The sequence below is a fragment of the Sulfuricaulis sp. genome, from assembly GCF_049587675.1.
Lineage (GTDB): Bacteria > Pseudomonadota > Gammaproteobacteria > Acidiferrobacterales > Sulfurifustaceae > Sulfuricaulis.
Genome location: NZ_JBAVEJ010000170.1, coordinates 1 through 16171, shown reverse-complemented (window position 1 = coordinate 16171; position 16171 = coordinate 1). Strand labels below are relative to the sequence as shown.

Below are 16171 nucleotides of genomic sequence, written 5' to 3'. Positions count from 1 at the left end.
GTCGAGATGGGCTGGGTCACGCGCGAGGTCGGCCGTCAGCCCTGGGTGGTCGAGGGCTTGGTGCGTACCGCCGACGCCGCGTCAGCGCTTCCCGCCGGCACGGTCCTGACAACACTCGTGGCCTATGTGGTGATCTATCTGGCTGTGCTCGCCGGGTTCCTGGTCTTCGCCGGCCGCATCATCCAGCGCGGACCGGACCTCGACGAACCGGTTCCGGCACGGCGGGGCGAACCCGCTGCACACCGAACCCGGGCGCGTGCTCGGCGACACACGCCTGGTGTAGGCGGACTGACGCCATGAATGAGCTGCAACTCTTTCTGGGCAATATCTGGTTCTTCCTGATCGGCCTGATGCTGGCACTGTACGTACTGCTGGACGGCTTCGATCTCGGGGTGGGCGTACTGTCGTTGTTTGCCGGCAATGAGGATCACCGCGGCATCATGATGGCAAGCCTGGGTTCGGTCTGGGACGCCAACGAAACCTGGCTGGTGCTGCTCGGCGGCGCATTGTTCGGCGCCTTCCCGCTGGTCTACGGCGTAGCGCTGCACGCACTCTATATCCCGATCATGCTGATGCTGTTCGGACTGATCTTCCGCGGCGTGGCATTCGAGTTTCATGAGTACGCGCATCGCAAGCGGCTCTGGGGCGTGGCCTTCGGCGCCGGGAGCACCCTGGCGGCCGTGAGCCAGGGACTCGCCCTCGGCGCCGTCATCCAGGGAATGGAGGTCAACGACGGACGTTTCGTGGGCGGGGTCTGGGACTGGCTCAGCCCGTTCTCCCTGGTGGTGGGCGTGGGCGTACTGTCCGGCTACACGCTGCTAGGCGCCACCTACCTCATCATGAAGACCGAGGGCGATATTCAGGAGCGCAGCTACCGGCGCGCGCGGCTCGCGGCATGGCTGATGCTCGCGGTGGCGATCGTTGTCACGGTCACCACGCCCTTCCTGCATGCGCGCGTCGCCGCGCGCTGGTTTTCCTTCCCGGCGTTCTACTATATAACGGCGCTGCCGGTCTGCGCGGCGGTCACATTCCTCATGCTACTGCGCAGTCTGCGCCGACGCAGGGAAAGCGCTCCCTTCGTGTGGAGCCTCGCGATCTTCGTGCTGTCCTTCGCCGGCCTCGCGATCAGCCTGTATCCAAGTCTGCTGCCGCCATCCGTGACCATCGAAAACGCCGCCGCCTCGCCCAAAACGCTGGTCTTCATGCTTACGGGGATCGGCATGCTGCTGCCGGTCATGCTGATCTACAACGGCTACCAGTATCTGGTGTTCCGCGGCAAGGTCGGCCAGCGCGGCTACGGTCACTGACCTCGATTTCGCCTGTCTTATCGCCGCTAGTGTGGGCCTTCGCGCAGGAAGCGCACGAATTCTTCCACCGGCAAAGGCCGCGCAAAGTAGTACCCTTGCGCAGTGCCACAACCGTGGTGGCGCAGAAAGTTCAACTGCTCCTGGGTTTCGACACCTTCCGCGACAACTGTAAGCTGGAGGCTTTTGGCAAGTGCGATAATGGCGGTGGCGATGGCCGCGTCGTTAAAGGTGCTCAGATGTCGATACTACTCGGTTCTTCTTCCGTCGGCTGTGTTTGTTTAATGGCAGGCAGCTCCATCCCGGTGATAAGGCGAACAATCTCGCAGTTATTGTGGATACGAGTGATCTCAGCCGCTTCAATCAGGTTGTTGTGGGCAGCAAGGTTACGGATGGAATTGAGATAATCCAATTTCTCGAGTAACACTGAACGGCTCAGATTATCCGCAATGAATTCCTCATTAGCAACAATGATCCGCGAGAGATCGCTAAAGTGGGTAAATTCCAGATCTCCTTTTCGTGGATCGATCACGTAGCAACTCGTGCGCGACTTCTCATGGTCTATGCGCTCCTGGACGTGCTGCGGTAAATAGAAAACATAATCCGGACCGAATTTATCCTCCAATTTTTGATTAAGAAAAAACCTGAGCCGGTTCTCGGCGTCGAAAACTTGGGCGTAAACGTCAAGCATGAGCAGCAAGCCCGAGCGAATGCGCTCGTCGATTGAGAAATTGACGGGGACGATGAGTCGATCAGGATCGACGCGGAAATAATCCGGGTCCAGCACCTTGAAAGAATCACCCTCCAGTCGTCCCACGCCGAGATTCTGGAAGTATTCGAAGGCCTCTCTGACCGGCCAGTGATGGGACTCAACAAGGGTTCGACCGCCAGGAACGTAGCCGATGGTGTCCAGATATACGGTGTCGGTGGTAAACATCTCGCAGTGCATCTTGACGTGCGCTTGTATCATGTTGAGCACGGATTCTGACAGCGGGATTTTGCGTACAGTTGCCATGAATTTTTAGGTCATGCCCCCAGCTCGATATTATGCAACCGCACGGTGCGTGCACTGCCTGCTTCATTTCAGATGTGCAAATTACATCTTCAGTTAGTTCTTGTACAGACTGGATTTATGGCGGCTAGCTCATCGCTGACTTTTGTCGGATTTGCCAACATTTCTCCTGCAAGGAGAGAAGACACTTACTCCACGGTTACCGACTTCGCCAAATTCCTCGGCTGATCCACGTCGGTTCCCTTCGCCAGCGCCACGTAATAGGCCAGCAATTGCAGCGGCACGGTGTAGAGTATCGGCGAGGTCCACTCACCCACTTCGGGCATGCGGATCTTGGTGGTGTTGCTGGCGCGCACGCCGGTACCCTTGACCGAGAACACGTAGAGTTCGCCGCCGCGGGCGCGGACTTCCTGCAGATTGGATTTCAGTTTCTCCAGCAGCTCATCGTTCGGCGCCACCGCGATCACCGGCATGTTGGCGTCCACCAGCGCCAGCGGGCCGTGCTTCAATTCACCGGCGGCGTAGGACTCGGCATGGATATAGGAGATTTCCTTGAGCTTGAGCGCCCCTTCCATGGCAATCGGATAATGCACACCACGTCCGAGGAACAGCGCGTGCTGCTTGTCCACGAAGCGTTCGGAGAGCTGGCGGATTTCATCGCTGAGTTCCAGGACCTTCTGAATGCGTCCCGGCAATTGCTCCAGTTCTTCGACTAATTTCTTTTCTTTCTCCGCCGTCAGGCCATGCCGACGCGCGAGTGCGATGGTGAGCAGTAACAAGGCGGTCAGCTGGGTGACAAAGGCCTTGGTCGAGGCCACGCCGATCTCCGGGCCGGCGCGAGTCAGCAGCGTGAGTTCCGACTCGCGCACCAGCGAACTCTCCGGCACGTTACAGATGGCGAGCGAATGGCCGTAGCCGAGCTTCTTGGTCTGTTGCAGAGCGGCCAGCGTATCGGCGGTCTCGCCGGATTGCGAGATGGCCACCACCAGCGTATCGGGTAGGACCACGTGCTTGCGGTAGCGGTACTCGCTGGCAATCTCGACATTGCATGGCAGGCCGGCGAGGCTTTCGATCCAGTAGCGCGCCACCGAACCGGCGTGGAAACTCGTGCCGCAGGCGATGATCTGAACGGCTTTGGTGTTGTCGAAGATCTGCCCGGCGGTGACGCCGAAAGCCTCTTCGAGAATGCGGTGTTTGCCGAGACGACCTTCGAGGGTGTCGGCGACGGCTTTAGGCTGCTCGAAAATTTCCTTCTCTGTGAAGTTGCGATACTGGCCGCGATCCACGGCATCGGCTGAAGCCTCGGATACGCGCACCGGCCGTTCCACTTTCTTGCCGCTTGAGTCGTAGAGGGTGTATCCGGTGCAGCGCAGGTCGGCGACATCGCCTTCCTCGAGATAGATCACGTTGCGTGTCACCGGCGCCAGGGCAAGCACGTCGGAGCCGATGAAGTGTTCCTCGACGCCGACCCCGACCACCAGCGGACTGCCCCGGCGCGCCGCGATCAGGCGGTGCGGTTCGTCGCGGCTGATGATGCCGAGCGCATACGCGCCCTCGAGCTCGCCGATCGCGGCCATCGCCGCCTGGCGCAGGTCTTTGTGTTTCTTCAGATGGTGATGTACCAGGTGCGCGATCACCTCGGTGTCGGTCTGGGAGTTGAACTCATAGCCCAGTTCCTGCAGTTTCTTACGCAGCTTCTCGTGATTCTCAATGATCCCGTTGTGCACCACGGCAATGACGCCATGGCTGACGTGCGGGTGGGCGTTGTCCTCGCTCGGCACGCCATGAGTAGCCCAGCGGGTGTGGGCAATGCCGGTCTGACCTTCGGTTTTGAGCTGCTGGATGGAGTCCTCGAGTGCCTTGACCTTGCCGACCGCGCGCACGCGGTCCAGACGTTCCGCGCCGCCGTTGCCGAGCACGGCGATCCCGGCCGAGTCATAGCCGCGGTATTCGAGGCGCTTCAGGCCCTCGATCAGGATCGGGACCACGTTGCGTTGCGCGACCGCGCCGACGATGCCACACATGGGAAAAACCTCGTGTTTATTTTTTCGGTTTCTTGACCGGCCGCTTCCAGCCGGGCTTGGTCACCTGCGGGATACGCGTCAGCGTGAGCTCCCCGGCCGGTGCTTCTTTGGTGATCACCGAGCCCGCGCCGATGGTGGCGCCCGCGCCCACGGTCACCGGCGCCACCAGCGCCGTGTTCGAACCGACGAAGACATTGTCGCCGATCACGGTGCGGTGCTTGTTGGCGCCGTCGTAGTTGCAGGTGATGGTGCCGGCGCCGATGTTGACGCCCGCACCAATCGTGGTGTCGCCGATGTAGCTCAGGTGATTCATCTTGCTGCCTTCGCCGACCTCGGATTTTTTCACCTCGACGAAGTTGCCGACATGCACATGCGCCGCGAGGCTCGTCTCGGGGCGGAGGCGGGCGAACGGCCCGATGCGGCAGTCGACGCCGACGTCGGCCTGCTCGATGACGCAGTTCGGATGAATGACGGTGTCGCTCCCCACCGTGCAGTTACGCAGAACGTTGTTCGGGCCGACCTGCACGCGGTCGCCGAGCACCACCTTGCCTTCAAAAATGACGTTGACATCGATCACCACGTCACGCCCGCAGCTGAGCTCACCGCGCACATCGAGACGCGCCGGGTCGCGCAGGGTCACGCCCTGCTGCATGAGTTTCTCCGCCTGCTGCTTCTGGTGAATGCGTTCCACCTGCGCGAGCTCCTGCTTGCTGTTGACGCCGAGGATTTCCGAGATGTCCCGGGGTGAGCGGGTTGCGATCGGCACCCCTTCTGCCACCGCCATGGCAATTATATCAGTCAGATAGTATTCGCCTTGGGCGTTGTGATTGCGCAGGGCGGCGAGCCATTTTTTGAGCTTGTCAGCCGGGGCGGCCAGGAAACCGGTATTCACCTCGCGCACCGCGGTCTCTTCGGGGGTGGCATCCTTGCTTTCCACGATGCGTGCCACCCGGCCGGCTGTGTCGCGGATAATACGGCCGTAGCCGGCGGGCTGCTCCAGTTCCGCCGTCAGCAGGGCGAGGCAGCCGGAACCGGCCGCCTGAAGCAGCTCCTGCAAAGTCTGCGAGCGGATCAGCGGCACGTCGCCGTAAAGCACCAGCACGGTGGCCTGATCGGCAACAGCGGGTGTGGCCTGGGCCACGGCGTGGCCGGTGCCTTTCTGCTCCGCCTGCCGTGCCCAGTTCACCCCGGCGTGCGCAAACGCCTCGCGCACCCGTTCACCGCCGTGGCCGTACACCACGTGCACGGCGGCGGGCTTGAGCGTGCGGGCGCTTTCCAACACGTGCGCCAGCAACGGACGCCCGGCCAGCTGATGCAACACCTTGGGCGTGTCGGAATACATGCGCTTGCCCTGGCCGGCGGCCAGAATAACGACTTCAAGGGGGGCAGACATGGGTCAGGACGTGGACACCTTCATATTCCGTTAACTATAGGAAAAAAACGGCCGGGTGATCTATTGTAACGTGGGCAGATCGCCGGCGGGGCGGCCGTTCCGGATTTCCTCGGGGGTGGCGTCGCGTATGTCCCGCACTGTCACCTCGAAGGTGATGGTCTGACCCGCCAGTGGATGATTGGCGTCCACCGTAATCTTGTCGGCTTCGACGCGCGTCACCACCAGTAGGATGCTTTCGCCTTTGGCATTCTGCGCCTCGAACTCGGCACCGACATGGCGCAATTCGGGTGGCGCGTTATCAATGTCGTCGGTGAAGGTGAGCTTGGGGTCGTGCTCGCCAAAGGCATCGGCCGGCGACAGTTCTACCACGACGCGGTCGCCGATGGTGCGTCCCTCCAGTGCTGCCTCGATCTTGGGAAACAGATCGACACCGGAACCATGGACGTACGATATCGGCAGATCGCGGTATTCAAACAACTCGCCCTTCTGGTTGCGCACGGCGTAAATCAGGGATACGACCCTGTTTTTGGTGACGACGGATGCGGTCATGGAATTAAATGTGGGATAAAAAACGCGCGCTGGCTGCTTACTTGCCGGCACGATCACGCAGCTTCTGGATGGTGCGCAGTCGCGCGACGGCCTCGGACAGTTCGGCCAGCTCCTTGGCGTAGTTAATACTCGCTTGTCGGTTACGCAGCGCTTCCTCAGCAAGTTCCTTGGCCTTGAGCGCGGCGGCCTCGTCGAGGTCGCGGGCGCGCAACGCGGTATCGGCGAGGACCGTGACCACGTACGGCTGCACTTCCAGCAGACCGCCGGAGACATAGAAGAATAACTCCTCGGTGCCGGTGCGCACGCGCACCTCGCCCGGCTTCATGCGCGCCAGCAACGGTGCATGCCGCGGCAGGATGCCGACCTCGCCGGTCACGAGCGGCGCGAACACGATTTCCGCCCTGCCGGAGTAGATCTCCTTCTCGGCGGACACGATATCAACGTGTATTGTCATAGCCATTTTTCAAACCTGAACGCGGATTCCGCGATTCGGAACTTGCATTCGCCATTCCACATTTAGAGTGTCTTCGCCTTCTCGGCCACTTCGTCAATGGAGCCGACCATGTAGAAGGCCTGCTCCGGATAACTGTCGTATTCGCCGTCGACGATGCCGCGAAAGCCGCGGATCGTGTCCTTGAGCGAGACAAATTTTCCCGGTGTTCCGGTGAATACCTCGGCCACGAAGAACGGCTGCGACAGGAACCGCTGAATCTTGCGGGCACGGCTGACGGCGAGCTTGTCGTCTTCCGACAGTTCATCCATGCCGAGAATAGCGATGATGTCCTGCAGTTCCTTGTAACGCTGCAACGTCACCTGCACATCGCGCGTGGTTTTGTAGTGTTCCTCGCCGACGATATGCGGGTCGAGCTGGCGGCTGGTGGAATCCAGGGGATCGACCGCCGGATAAATGCCCAGCTCCGCCACCTGGCGCGATAACACCACGGTGGCGTCGAGATGCGAGAAGGTCGTCGCCGGCGATGGGTCGGTCAGGTCATCGGCCGGTACGTATACGGCCTGAATGGACGTGATCGAGCCGGTCTTGGTCGAGGTGATGCGTTCCTGCAGGATGCCCATCTCGTAGGCAAGCGTCGGCTGGTAACCCACCGCCGACGGCATGCGGCCCAAGAGTGCCGATACCTCGGTGCCGGCCAGCGTATAGCGGTAAATGTTGTCGATGAACAGCAGCACGTCACGGCCTTCGTCGCGGAAATTCTCGGCGATGGTCAGGCCGGTGAGCGCGACTCGCAAACGGTTTCCGGGCGGCTCGTTCATCTGGCCGTAGACCAGCGAGACTTTATCCAGCACGCCGCTTTCTTTCATCTCGTGATAGAAGTCATTGCCCTCGCGGGTACGCTCGCCGACACCGGCGAACACCGCGTAGCCGGAATGCTCGACGGCGATGTTGCGGATCAGCTCCATCATGGCCACGGTTTTGCCGACGCCGGCGCCGCCGAACAGGCCGATCTTGCCGCCCTTGGCGAACGGGCACATCAGGTCGATCACCTTGATGCCGGTCTCGAGCAACTCGGCCGAGGCGGCCTGCTCTTCATAGCTCGGAGGCTGGCGATGGATCGGCATCGATTTCTCGTTGCCGATCGGGCCGATTTCGTCGATGGGACGGCCCAGCACGTCCATGATGCGGCCGAGCGTTTTGGTGCCGACCGGCACCGAGATCGGGCTGCCGCTGTTGGCCACGTCCATGCCGCGCTTGATGCCGTCGGTGCTGCCCATGGCGATGCAGCGCACCACCCCGTCGCCCAACTGCTGCTGAACTTCGAGCGTCAAATCGACCTCGGCGAGCTTCAAGGCGTCATAAACCTTGGGCAGGGCATCACGCGGGAATTCCACGTCCACTACCGCGCTGATGATTTGCACGATTTTTCCGTTAGTCATCTTTCAGTGCCTCAAAAAGTAAATTCTTTCACCGCAAAGGCGCAAAGAGCGCAAAGGGTTTTAAAATTTAAAAAAGCTTTTCTTTGCGTCCTTCGCGTCTTTGCGGTGAATTATCCGTTCAAACCGCCGCGGCGCCGCCGACGATCTCCGATATTTCCTGGGTAATCGCCGCCTGGCGGGCTTTGTTGTACTTCAATTTCAATTCGTCAATCAGCGTACCGGCGTTGTCGGATGCCGACTTCATGGCCACCATGCGCGCCGACTGCTCGCAGGCCTGATTTTCCGACACCCCGTGATATACCTGCGACTCGATGTAACGCGTCAGCAAATCGTCCAGCAGCTCGTGTGCGTCCGGTTCATAGATGTAATCCCAGTGATGCTTGAGCCCATCGGTTTCAGTCTCGGTCGCCGTCGCCGCGGCGATTTCCGGTAGCGGCAGCAATTGTTCAATGACCGGCTGCTGGGACATGGTATTCACGAACCGGTTGTAGATGACATACAGCCGGTCGATCTTGCCCTCGATGTAGGCGTCAAGCATAACCTTGACCGTGCCGATCAGATCCTCGATGCGCGGGTTGTCACCCAGATGCGCCACGTGCGACAGGATGTTCGCCCCGATGCGCTTGCTGAACATGAAGCCCTTGCTGCCGATGGTGCACAGGTCGATGTCAATCTTCTTGTCATGCCAGGCCTTCATTTCGACCAGCGCCGTGCGCAGCAAATTCGTGTTCAGGCCACCGCACAGGCCGCGATCGGAGGTAACCAGAATCATGCCGGTGCGTTTCGTCTCGCGCTCGATCACGAACGGGTGTTTATATTCCGAATGCGCGTAGTGCAGGTGGCTCACGACGTTACGGATCTTGTACGCGTACGGGCGCGCCGCCTGCATGCGTTCCTGGGCGCGGCGCATCTTGCTGGCCGCGACCATTTCCATGGCACGCGTGATCTTCTGCGTGTTCTGGATGCTCTTGATCTGCTTGCGTATCTCTTTGCCGATCGCCATGGTCTTATGTCCACGTTACCAGACGTGATGCGCCTTGAAGTCTTCGAGCGCCTGGCGCAAGGCCTTGGCCACGTCGTCGGAGTACTCCGGCGTTGCGTTGATCTTGTCCATCAGCGCCGCCTGGCTCGATTTCATGTACGCCTGCAAGGCGTCCTCGAAGGCGCGAATCTTGTTGACCGGCACCTCGTCCAGGAAACCTTCATTCACCGCGAACAGCGACACCGCCATCTGCGCCACACTCATCGGCGAGTACTGCGGTTGTTTCATGACCTCCATGATGCGCGCACCGCGATCAAGCTGCTTGCGGGTGGCGGCGTCCAGGTCCGAGGCGAACTGCGCGAACGCCGCCAGTTCGCGGTACTGGGCCAGCGCCAGACGCACGCTGCCGCCGAGTTTCTTGACGACCTTGGTCTGGGCGGCGCCGCCGACACGCGACACCGACAGGCCGGCGTTGATCGCCGGGCGCATGCCGGAATTGAACAGGTCGGTCTCAAGGAAAATCTGGCCATCGGTAATCGAGATCACATTGGTCGGCACAAACGCCGACACGTCACCGGCCTGGGTTTCGATCACCGGCAGTGCGGTGAGCGAGCCGGTCTTGCCCTTCACCTTGCCGTGGGTCACCTTCTCGACATAATCGGAATTGACGCGCGCGGCGCGCTCCAACAGGCGTGAATGCAGATAGAACACGTCACCCGGATACGCCTCGCGCCCCGGCGGGCGGCGCAGCAGCAGCGAGATCTGGCGGTACGCCCAGGCCTGCTTGGTGAGGTCGTCGTACACGATCAGCGCGTCCTGGCCGCTGTCGCGGAAGTACTCGCCCATGGCGCAGCCGGAGTAGGGTGCGATGTACAGCATGGCCGCCGACTCGGCGGCGCTCGCCGCCACCACAATGGTGTGGCCCATGGCACCATATTCCTCAAGCTTGCGCACCGTGGCGGCCACCGACGAGGCCTTCTGGCCGATGGCGACGTAGATACAAATCACGCCCGTGCCTTTCTGATTGATGATGGTATCGATGGCAAGTGCGGTCTTGCCGGTCTGGCGGTCGCCGATGATGAGCTCGCGCTGGCCGCGGCCGATCGGCACCATTGCGTCAATGGACTTGAGACCGGTCTGTACCGGCTGGCTCACCGACTGGCGCGCGATCACGCCCGGCGCAATCTTTTCGATCGGGCTCGTGAGCTGGGTGGCGATCGGACCGCGGCCGTCGATCGGTTGGCCCAGCGCGTTCACCACGCGCCCGATCAGTTCCGGGCCGACCGGCACTTCCAGGATGCGGCCGGTGCATTTCACGGCGTCGCCCTCGGTGATGTGCTTGTACTCGCCCAGGATCACGGCACCGACCGAGTCGCGCTCGAGGTTGAGCGCGAGCCCGAAGGTGTTGCCCGGGAATTCGAGCATCTCGCCCTGCATGGCGTCAGCCAGGCCGTGCACGCGGCAGATGCCGTCGGTGAGACCGACCACCGTGCCCTCATTGCGGGCCTCGGCTTGCGGCGCGAACTTCTCGATGCGCGCGCGGATCAGTTCGCTGATTTCGGATGGATTGAGTTGCATCGTCGTTCCTCTGTTTATTGCGGCGGCATGAAACAATCTGAACGTGCCGGACCGGCTGAAGGGTCCGGGGTCCGCGAACGATGCCACCGTGCCGCCGCAATAAACAAAATCGTAAGAATTTCTTTATTGACCCGGCACGCTCGCCTCATCACGCAGATTCTGTCAGTCACAAACGTTTCCCCTTCGTTCAAATGTGATCGTGCCGGGTCACTAACGGGCCAGCGCCAGGCCCAGCCGTTCGAGCTTGCTGCGCACCGAACCGTCGATCACGAGATCCCCGGCGCGGATCACGGCGCCGCCGATGAGCCGGGAATCGGTTTCACACTGGAGTGTCACTTCGCGGTTGAGCCGCTTTTTCAGGGCCCGGGCCAGCGCCGCGCGTTCTTCATCGCCGAGCGGGCTGGCCGAGATCACGGTCGCCTCGATCGTGCGCTCGGCGTCAGCGCGCAGCTGCGCGAATACCTGCGCTATCACGGGCAATAGTCCGAGACGGCGGTTTTCCGCCAACAGCTCGATGAAATTCGCGCCGCTGTCGCCGAGCTCTTGGCCCACGAGCTCGACGAAAATCTGCGCAATCTGTTGCTTCGGCAATTTCGGGCTGCCGAGCAATATCTGCACGGCGGGCTCGCCGACGCCCGCGGCCGCGGCGGCCAGCATGCGCGACCAGGCGGCCAGCTGCTGCTTCGCCTGCGCAGTCTCAAACGCCGCCTTGGCGTAGGGACGGGCGATGGTGAGTGCCTCGGCCATGGCTTTAGATCTGGCCCACCAGTTCGTTCAGGAGCTTCTGGTGGGTCTTGGCGTCGATCTCGCGCTCCAGAATCTTGCCGGCCACGGCAATGGCCGCGGTCGAGGTCTCGGCGCGCAGCTGTTCGCGCGCGTGGTGCGTCATCTGCTCGATCTCGACTTGGGCCGCAGCGATCTGCCGTTCGCCTTCGGCGCGCGCCTCGTTCTTCGACTGCTCGATGATCTCGGCGGCACGGCGCGCGGTTTGCGCGAGCATGTCGGCGGCATCAGCGTGCGCCTCGTGCAGAATCTCGGTAGCTTTCTTCTGCGCCAGGCCAAGTTCCTGCTTGCCGCGCTCGGCGGCGGCCAAGCCATCGGCGATGCGCTGCTGGCGCTCGGCCAACGCCTTGGTGACCGGGGGCCAGACGAATTTCATCGTGAACCATACGAGCAGCGCGAAGCTGATCATCTGACCAATGAGGGTGGCATTGATGTTCACGGGCGAAGCTCCTTCACTCGAATGCGGGAGAAACGGACCGGCCGGCGCGACTAGTGCGCTGCCGTGGCCGCTGCCTTGAGCGCGGCAACGAACGGGTTGGCGGTGGTGAACCACAGCGACAGGCCCACGCCGATCATGGTCACGGCGTCGAGCAGGCCGGCAACGATGAACATCTTCACCTGCAGCATCGGGACCATCTCCGGCTGCCGTGCCGCGCCTTCGAGGAACTTGCCGCCGAGAATTCCGAAGCCGATCGCGGTGCCGAGCGCGCCCATACCGAGGATGATACCCACCGCCACCGCGGTCATGCCGTACAGAGTTTCCATCTTTTTTCCTCCGGAAGAGTTAAAGAGTTGAGAGTCGAAACCAGATCAGTGACTGTCCTCGTGCGCCATGCTCAGGTACACGATGGTCAACACCATGAAAATGAACGCCTGCAGCGTGATGATCAGCAGGTGGAAGATCGCCCAGCCGAGCTGCAGCACCCCGGCGAGCGTGCCGAGCACCAGGCCACCGCCGTACATGAGCGCGATCAGGATGAAAATCATCTCGCCAGCGTACAGGTTGCCGAACAGTCGCAGCGCCAGCGAGATCGGCTTGGCGGCGAGCTCGACGATATTGAGCAGCAGGTTGGCCGGAAACAGGTACGGGCCGAACGGATGGGTGAGAAATTCCTTGGCGTAGCCGAGCGGGCCCTTGATCTTGATGCTGTAGAAGATTATCAGCAGCAGCACCGATAGCGATAGCCCGAAGGTGGCGTTCAGGTCGGTGGACGGCACCATGCGCAGGTAGGGAACACCGAGCGATTTTGCCGGCTCGGGCAGGGCGTCCACCGGCACGAGATCCATGGCGTTCCACAGGAACACCCAGCAGAATATGGTCAGCGCCAGCGGCGCGATCAGCGCGCTGCGCCCATGAAACGTGTCCTTGACCTGCTTATCGACGAACTCGACCATGAGCTCGACGAAATTCTGCAGCCCGCCCGGCACGCCGGTGGTGGCGCGGCGTGCCACGATGCCGAAGACGAGCACCAGCACCAAGCCGAGCAGCAACGAGAAGAACAGCGTGTCCCAATGCAGCGCCCAGAACCCCTCACCGGTCGACAGATTGGTGAGGTGGTGGACGATATAGTCGGTCGACGTTTTCGGGCCTTCGGATGTGCTCATGGCTTGCGCTGCTCAGTTCAGTTCCAGCTTCGGCCGGGTCGGGAGCAACGCCAGCCAGTACACCGCCAGAGTCAGCCCGTAACCACCCAGCAGCGGCAGGGCGTTCAGCTTGAGTACGCCAATGCCAAGCGCGAACAGCCCGAGCGTTAGCGCGAACTTCACCGCCTCGGCCGCATAGAAACGCTGCAAGACCTGCTGGGCTGGCCTCACGGCACCGTTGCCGAATACCCGGAGCGCCACATACAGGTTGGTGACGACACCGATCGCACCACCGCCCAGGGCGGCTACGGCTGTCGATCGTCCCCAAGCAGCCAGACATACAGCCGCGAGCACCAGCGCAATTCCCAGTTGCGCCAGAACTATCCGGTATGCAATTGATTTATACCCCATGGATGGTCATGGCTCGACAGCCGAGCGACCTGACCGGCGTAAGCGGCGGTGTGTCAACAGACTTTTTCATAGCCATAACCATCACTTCGCAAGCAGCCAGGTCTGCAGTTACTAATTACCGATTCCTGAAACGCAGTGTACTCAACCACACCTTGTCAGTTGAGCCATTTATGGGAAGGCGCGCAGTATAGTAAAAGGCGCCCGCCAACAGGGTCAATGACCATAGTGTCAATGAGCATATAAGCACCTTTGATCGAGGATACTCGTCGGACATCAGTAAGGCGCGTCCTGTAGCGATAAAACCCGCCGGCGACCCCCCGCTCATACCTGGATTCCGCTTCAGTCCCTCCGGCTAAAGTCTTGGCCCGCCACGGAGTCGATACAATATAGCGTCAAGGAATTGTGCCAGAAAGCCCATAAATCAAATTCTTAACGATTCCGCCAAGGACGTAAGCTCATCCCTGGTGTGTCAGATTCTCACGGAACATCGCCTTGTGCACATCACCAATGCTGATGATCCCGAGCAGCACCCCATTCTTGGCCACGGGAATGCGCCGGATGCGATTGCGGAACATGATCGAGGCCGCCTTGAGCACCGGCATGTCCGGATCGGCGACATACAGGACGGTGGTCATCAGGTCGCCGACCTTGAGGGTGACCACGTCGCGGTACTCGCGCTCCAGCTTCTCGAAATCGGGCGGGGTCGGGTTTTCCATCACGTCCTGCAAGGTGGGGAACATCGCATGCAGGATGTCTTTCTCCGAAATCATGCCGATCAGCTTCTGCTGGGCGTCGACCACCGGCACACCGCTGATCTTGTTGAAGCACATCACGGTCGCGATGTCGCGAACCGGATCGGTGGTGCTGGCCACCTTGACGGAGGTGGTCATGATTTCCTTTACGAGCATTGCCTCTCTCCGCCGGGTCACCCGGGAGTTGTTAGCATAATCAGTAATGCGGCTGCAGTTCAGTTGCCGACCGCCGACATCGGGGCGGTAATGTTACACGCTCCAGTTTGAGTGTCTACCGGGACGGCGTCCAAGGGCGCATCGACGTGACGAGACGCCACGCAAACCTGTCATCCGCGTAATTCGTAATCCGCGGGGGATACGCAACCAGAAGATGACGCATGTAATGGGCGGGATCGGCCGCCCCGTGAAACGGATAGCTTACGGTGAGGAGGCTGGCTTTTCCGGCGGCGCCTCAGTGGTTGGTGGTGTAGAGGAGGCCGGCTTTTCCGCCGGCGGCGTCTCAGTAGCTGGTGTTGTGGCTTGTGTTGTGTCCGCTTGTGCGGGCTGCTTGGTCATCAGCTCTTTTGAAAGCTTGTCCGCCGCGTCAACTTCATCCGGCGTCATGTGTGACTTCAGTTCGTCGGCACGTTTAACGGCGAGCGCATTGCCCTGCGCGGCGGAGCGTCGATACCAGGCGAGCGCGGTGATGTTGTTCTTCGGCATGTGGTAACCAAACTCGTACAGAATACCCATCTCCAGCTGGGCATCAGCGTTGCCTTGTTCCGCCGTCTGACGCATCTGCTCCAACGAAGCCAGGTCTTGCGCGCCCGCCATCACGGGCACGACCAAACTCAGAATCAAAAATACGGTTGCCCTTTTCATCAGGTCCTCCATAACCCTTCTGAACGATATCTCTACATCTAGTTATAGTCGCCGCACCAATGGCCGCCAAGCGGGTAGCGCCCGGTGCCCCAGGCGAATAATGCACCCTATTTGGATAGAACTGCGCCAGGGTCCTGGCGGCTAGCGGATATGGGCCAGAATACCGTCAAGCTCTTCCAGGGTATTGTATTCGATCACGACCCGGCCTTTGCCCTTGGCGCTGTGCTGAAAGCGAACCTTGGTGCCGAGCTTTTCGGAAAGTTTTTGTGCCAGCGCCCGGGTGTCGGGGTCCATACGCCCTCCGGCGGATTTATGTCCCGCGGGCTTAGCGAGCAGGCGCCGCACGAAATGCTCCGTCTCGCGCACCGACAATCCTTTCTCCACCACCTGGTACGCCGCCTGGCTCTGAAGCTTGCCCTCGAGCGCGAGCAGCGCGCGCGCATGACCCATGTCCATCTTGCCGGTCTCGAGCAATTCGCGCACGTCGCCGTTCAGCGTAAGCAACCGCAGCATGTTGGTCACGGCCGCGCGCGAGCGGCCCACGGCTTCGGCGACCTGCTGGTGGGTCATGTGGAATTCATCGATCAGGCGGGTGAACGCGTTGGCTTCCTCGACGGGATTGAGGTTTTCGCGCTGGATGTTCTCGATAAGCGCGATGGCGATCGCGGCCTCATCAGGAATCTGGCGCACCACCGCCGGGATGTATTCGAGGCCGGCGATCTGCGCCGCGCGCCAGCGGCGCTCGCCGGCAACGATCTCGTAGTTGCCTCCGGACAGCGGGCGCGCCACGATCGGCTGCACCACGCCCTGAGCTCTGATCGAGGCCGCCAGCTCCTCCAGCGCCTCGGGGTTCATATGGGTGCGCGGCTGGTATTTTCCGCGCTGCAGCTGGTCGATGGGAATCTGACGCAGTTCATCCTTTTCCGCCGGCGATTCGTAGGCGCTCAACAGCGCATCGAGCCCACGCCCCAGGCGTTGCGGTTTCTTGGTGGTCATCATGCTCATCGCCTCTTCATGCTGCTCATGCCCGACGCCTCCGTGAGAC

At 61.2% G+C, this 16171-nt stretch carries 19 protein-coding genes; 2 read left to right on the top strand and 17 right to left on the bottom strand.

Annotated features, from left to right (window positions below):
* Both WB402_RS08760 and cydB read left to right on the top strand, forming a co-directional pair.
* Positions 1–300: cytochrome ubiquinol oxidase subunit I (locus WB402_RS08760; RefSeq protein ID WP_424206955.1), on the top strand; the 300-nt coding region annotated here is incomplete at its 5' end.
* A complete protein-coding gene (cydB, locus tag WB402_RS08755; protein WP_424206953.1) occupies positions 297–1307 on the top strand; it encodes a cytochrome d ubiquinol oxidase subunit II in 1011 nt (336 codons plus the stop codon). The genes WB402_RS08760 and cydB, both read left to right, overlap by 4 nt.
* A gap of 26 nt (positions 1308–1333) precedes the next feature.
* Here cydB and WB402_RS08750 read toward each other — a convergent pair whose 3' ends face one another.
* From WB402_RS08750 to WB402_RS08670, 17 genes are all read right to left on the bottom strand, one after another.
* On the bottom strand, positions 1334–1519 hold the full coding sequence (locus tag WB402_RS08750; protein ID WP_424206959.1) for an EAL domain-containing protein: 186 nt from the start codon (positions 1517–1519) through the stop codon (positions 1334–1336).
* A 20-nt stretch (positions 1520–1539) separates the two neighbouring features.
* Entirely contained in the window at positions 1540–2319 is a 780-nt protein-coding gene (locus WB402_RS08745; RefSeq protein WP_424206951.1) for a hypothetical protein, read from the bottom strand.
* 185 nt (positions 2320–2504) lie between these two features.
* On the bottom strand, positions 2505–4340 hold the full coding sequence (gene glmS / locus WB402_RS08740; protein WP_424206949.1) for a glutamine--fructose-6-phosphate transaminase (isomerizing): 1836 nt from the start codon (positions 4338–4340) through the stop codon (positions 2505–2507).
* Positions 4341–4356: 16 nt separating this feature from the next.
* Positions 4357–5733 (bottom strand): bifunctional UDP-N-acetylglucosamine diphosphorylase/glucosamine-1-phosphate N-acetyltransferase GlmU, encoded by a 1377-nt coding sequence (gene glmU / locus WB402_RS08735; protein ID WP_424206947.1) that lies wholly within the window; start codon positions 5731–5733, stop codon positions 4357–4359.
* Positions 5734–5793: 60 nt separating this feature from the next.
* Complete coding sequence (locus tag WB402_RS08730; RefSeq protein ID WP_424206945.1) at positions 5794–6282, bottom strand: FKBP-type peptidyl-prolyl cis-trans isomerase; 489 nt, start codon at positions 6280–6282, stop codon at positions 5794–5796.
* A 37-nt stretch (positions 6283–6319) separates the two neighbouring features.
* Positions 6320–6742: a F0F1 ATP synthase subunit epsilon gene (locus WB402_RS08725; protein ID WP_424206943.1), complete on the bottom strand. Its 423-nt coding sequence runs from the start codon at positions 6740–6742 to the stop codon at positions 6320–6322.
* 56 nt (positions 6743–6798) lie between these two features.
* A complete protein-coding gene (gene atpD, locus WB402_RS08720) occupies positions 6799–8175 on the bottom strand; it encodes a F0F1 ATP synthase subunit beta (RefSeq protein ID WP_424206941.1) in 1377 nt (458 codons plus the stop codon).
* Between the two features lie 118 nt (positions 8176–8293).
* Positions 8294–9178 carry a F0F1 ATP synthase subunit gamma gene (gene atpG / locus WB402_RS08715; RefSeq protein ID WP_424206939.1) on the bottom strand — a complete coding sequence of 295 codons (885 nt, stop codon included), beginning with the start codon at positions 9176–9178 and terminating at the stop codon, positions 8294–8296.
* A 15-nt stretch (positions 9179–9193) separates the two neighbouring features.
* The gene (gene atpA / locus WB402_RS08710) at positions 9194–10735 is read right to left on the bottom strand and encodes a F0F1 ATP synthase subunit alpha (protein ID WP_424206937.1); all 1542 of its coding nucleotides are present in this window, start codon (positions 10733–10735) and stop codon (positions 9194–9196) included.
* A 210-nt stretch (positions 10736–10945) separates the two neighbouring features.
* The gene (locus tag WB402_RS08705) at positions 10946–11482 is read right to left on the bottom strand and encodes a F0F1 ATP synthase subunit delta (RefSeq protein WP_424206935.1); all 537 of its coding nucleotides are present in this window, start codon (positions 11480–11482) and stop codon (positions 10946–10948) included.
* Positions 11483–11486: 4 nt separating this feature from the next.
* A complete protein-coding gene (locus WB402_RS08700; protein WP_424206933.1) occupies positions 11487–11957 on the bottom strand; it encodes a F0F1 ATP synthase subunit B in 471 nt (156 codons plus the stop codon).
* A gap of 50 nt (positions 11958–12007) precedes the next feature.
* Complete coding sequence (gene atpE, locus WB402_RS08695) at positions 12008–12283, bottom strand: F0F1 ATP synthase subunit C (protein WP_424206931.1); 276 nt, start codon at positions 12281–12283, stop codon at positions 12008–12010.
* 45 nt (positions 12284–12328) lie between these two features.
* A complete protein-coding gene (gene atpB / locus WB402_RS08690) occupies positions 12329–13123 on the bottom strand; it encodes a F0F1 ATP synthase subunit A (RefSeq protein ID WP_424206929.1) in 795 nt (264 codons plus the stop codon).
* 12 nt (positions 13124–13135) lie between these two features.
* Positions 13136–13513, bottom strand: coding sequence for an ATP synthase subunit I (locus WB402_RS08685; protein WP_424206927.1), 378 nt, complete (start codon positions 13511–13513; stop codon positions 13136–13138).
* A gap of 455 nt (positions 13514–13968) precedes the next feature.
* Positions 13969–14421 carry a CBS domain-containing protein gene (locus tag WB402_RS08680; protein WP_424206925.1) on the bottom strand — a complete coding sequence of 151 codons (453 nt, stop codon included), beginning with the start codon at positions 14419–14421 and terminating at the stop codon, positions 13969–13971.
* A gap of 261 nt (positions 14422–14682) precedes the next feature.
* A complete protein-coding gene (locus tag WB402_RS08675) occupies positions 14683–15126 on the bottom strand; it encodes a hypothetical protein (RefSeq protein WP_424206923.1) in 444 nt (147 codons plus the stop codon).
* Positions 15127–15267: 141 nt separating this feature from the next.
* Entirely contained in the window at positions 15268–16122 is an 855-nt protein-coding gene (locus tag WB402_RS08670) for a ParB/RepB/Spo0J family partition protein (RefSeq protein ID WP_424206957.1), read from the bottom strand.
* Between the last annotated feature and the right edge of the window lie 49 nt (positions 16123–16171).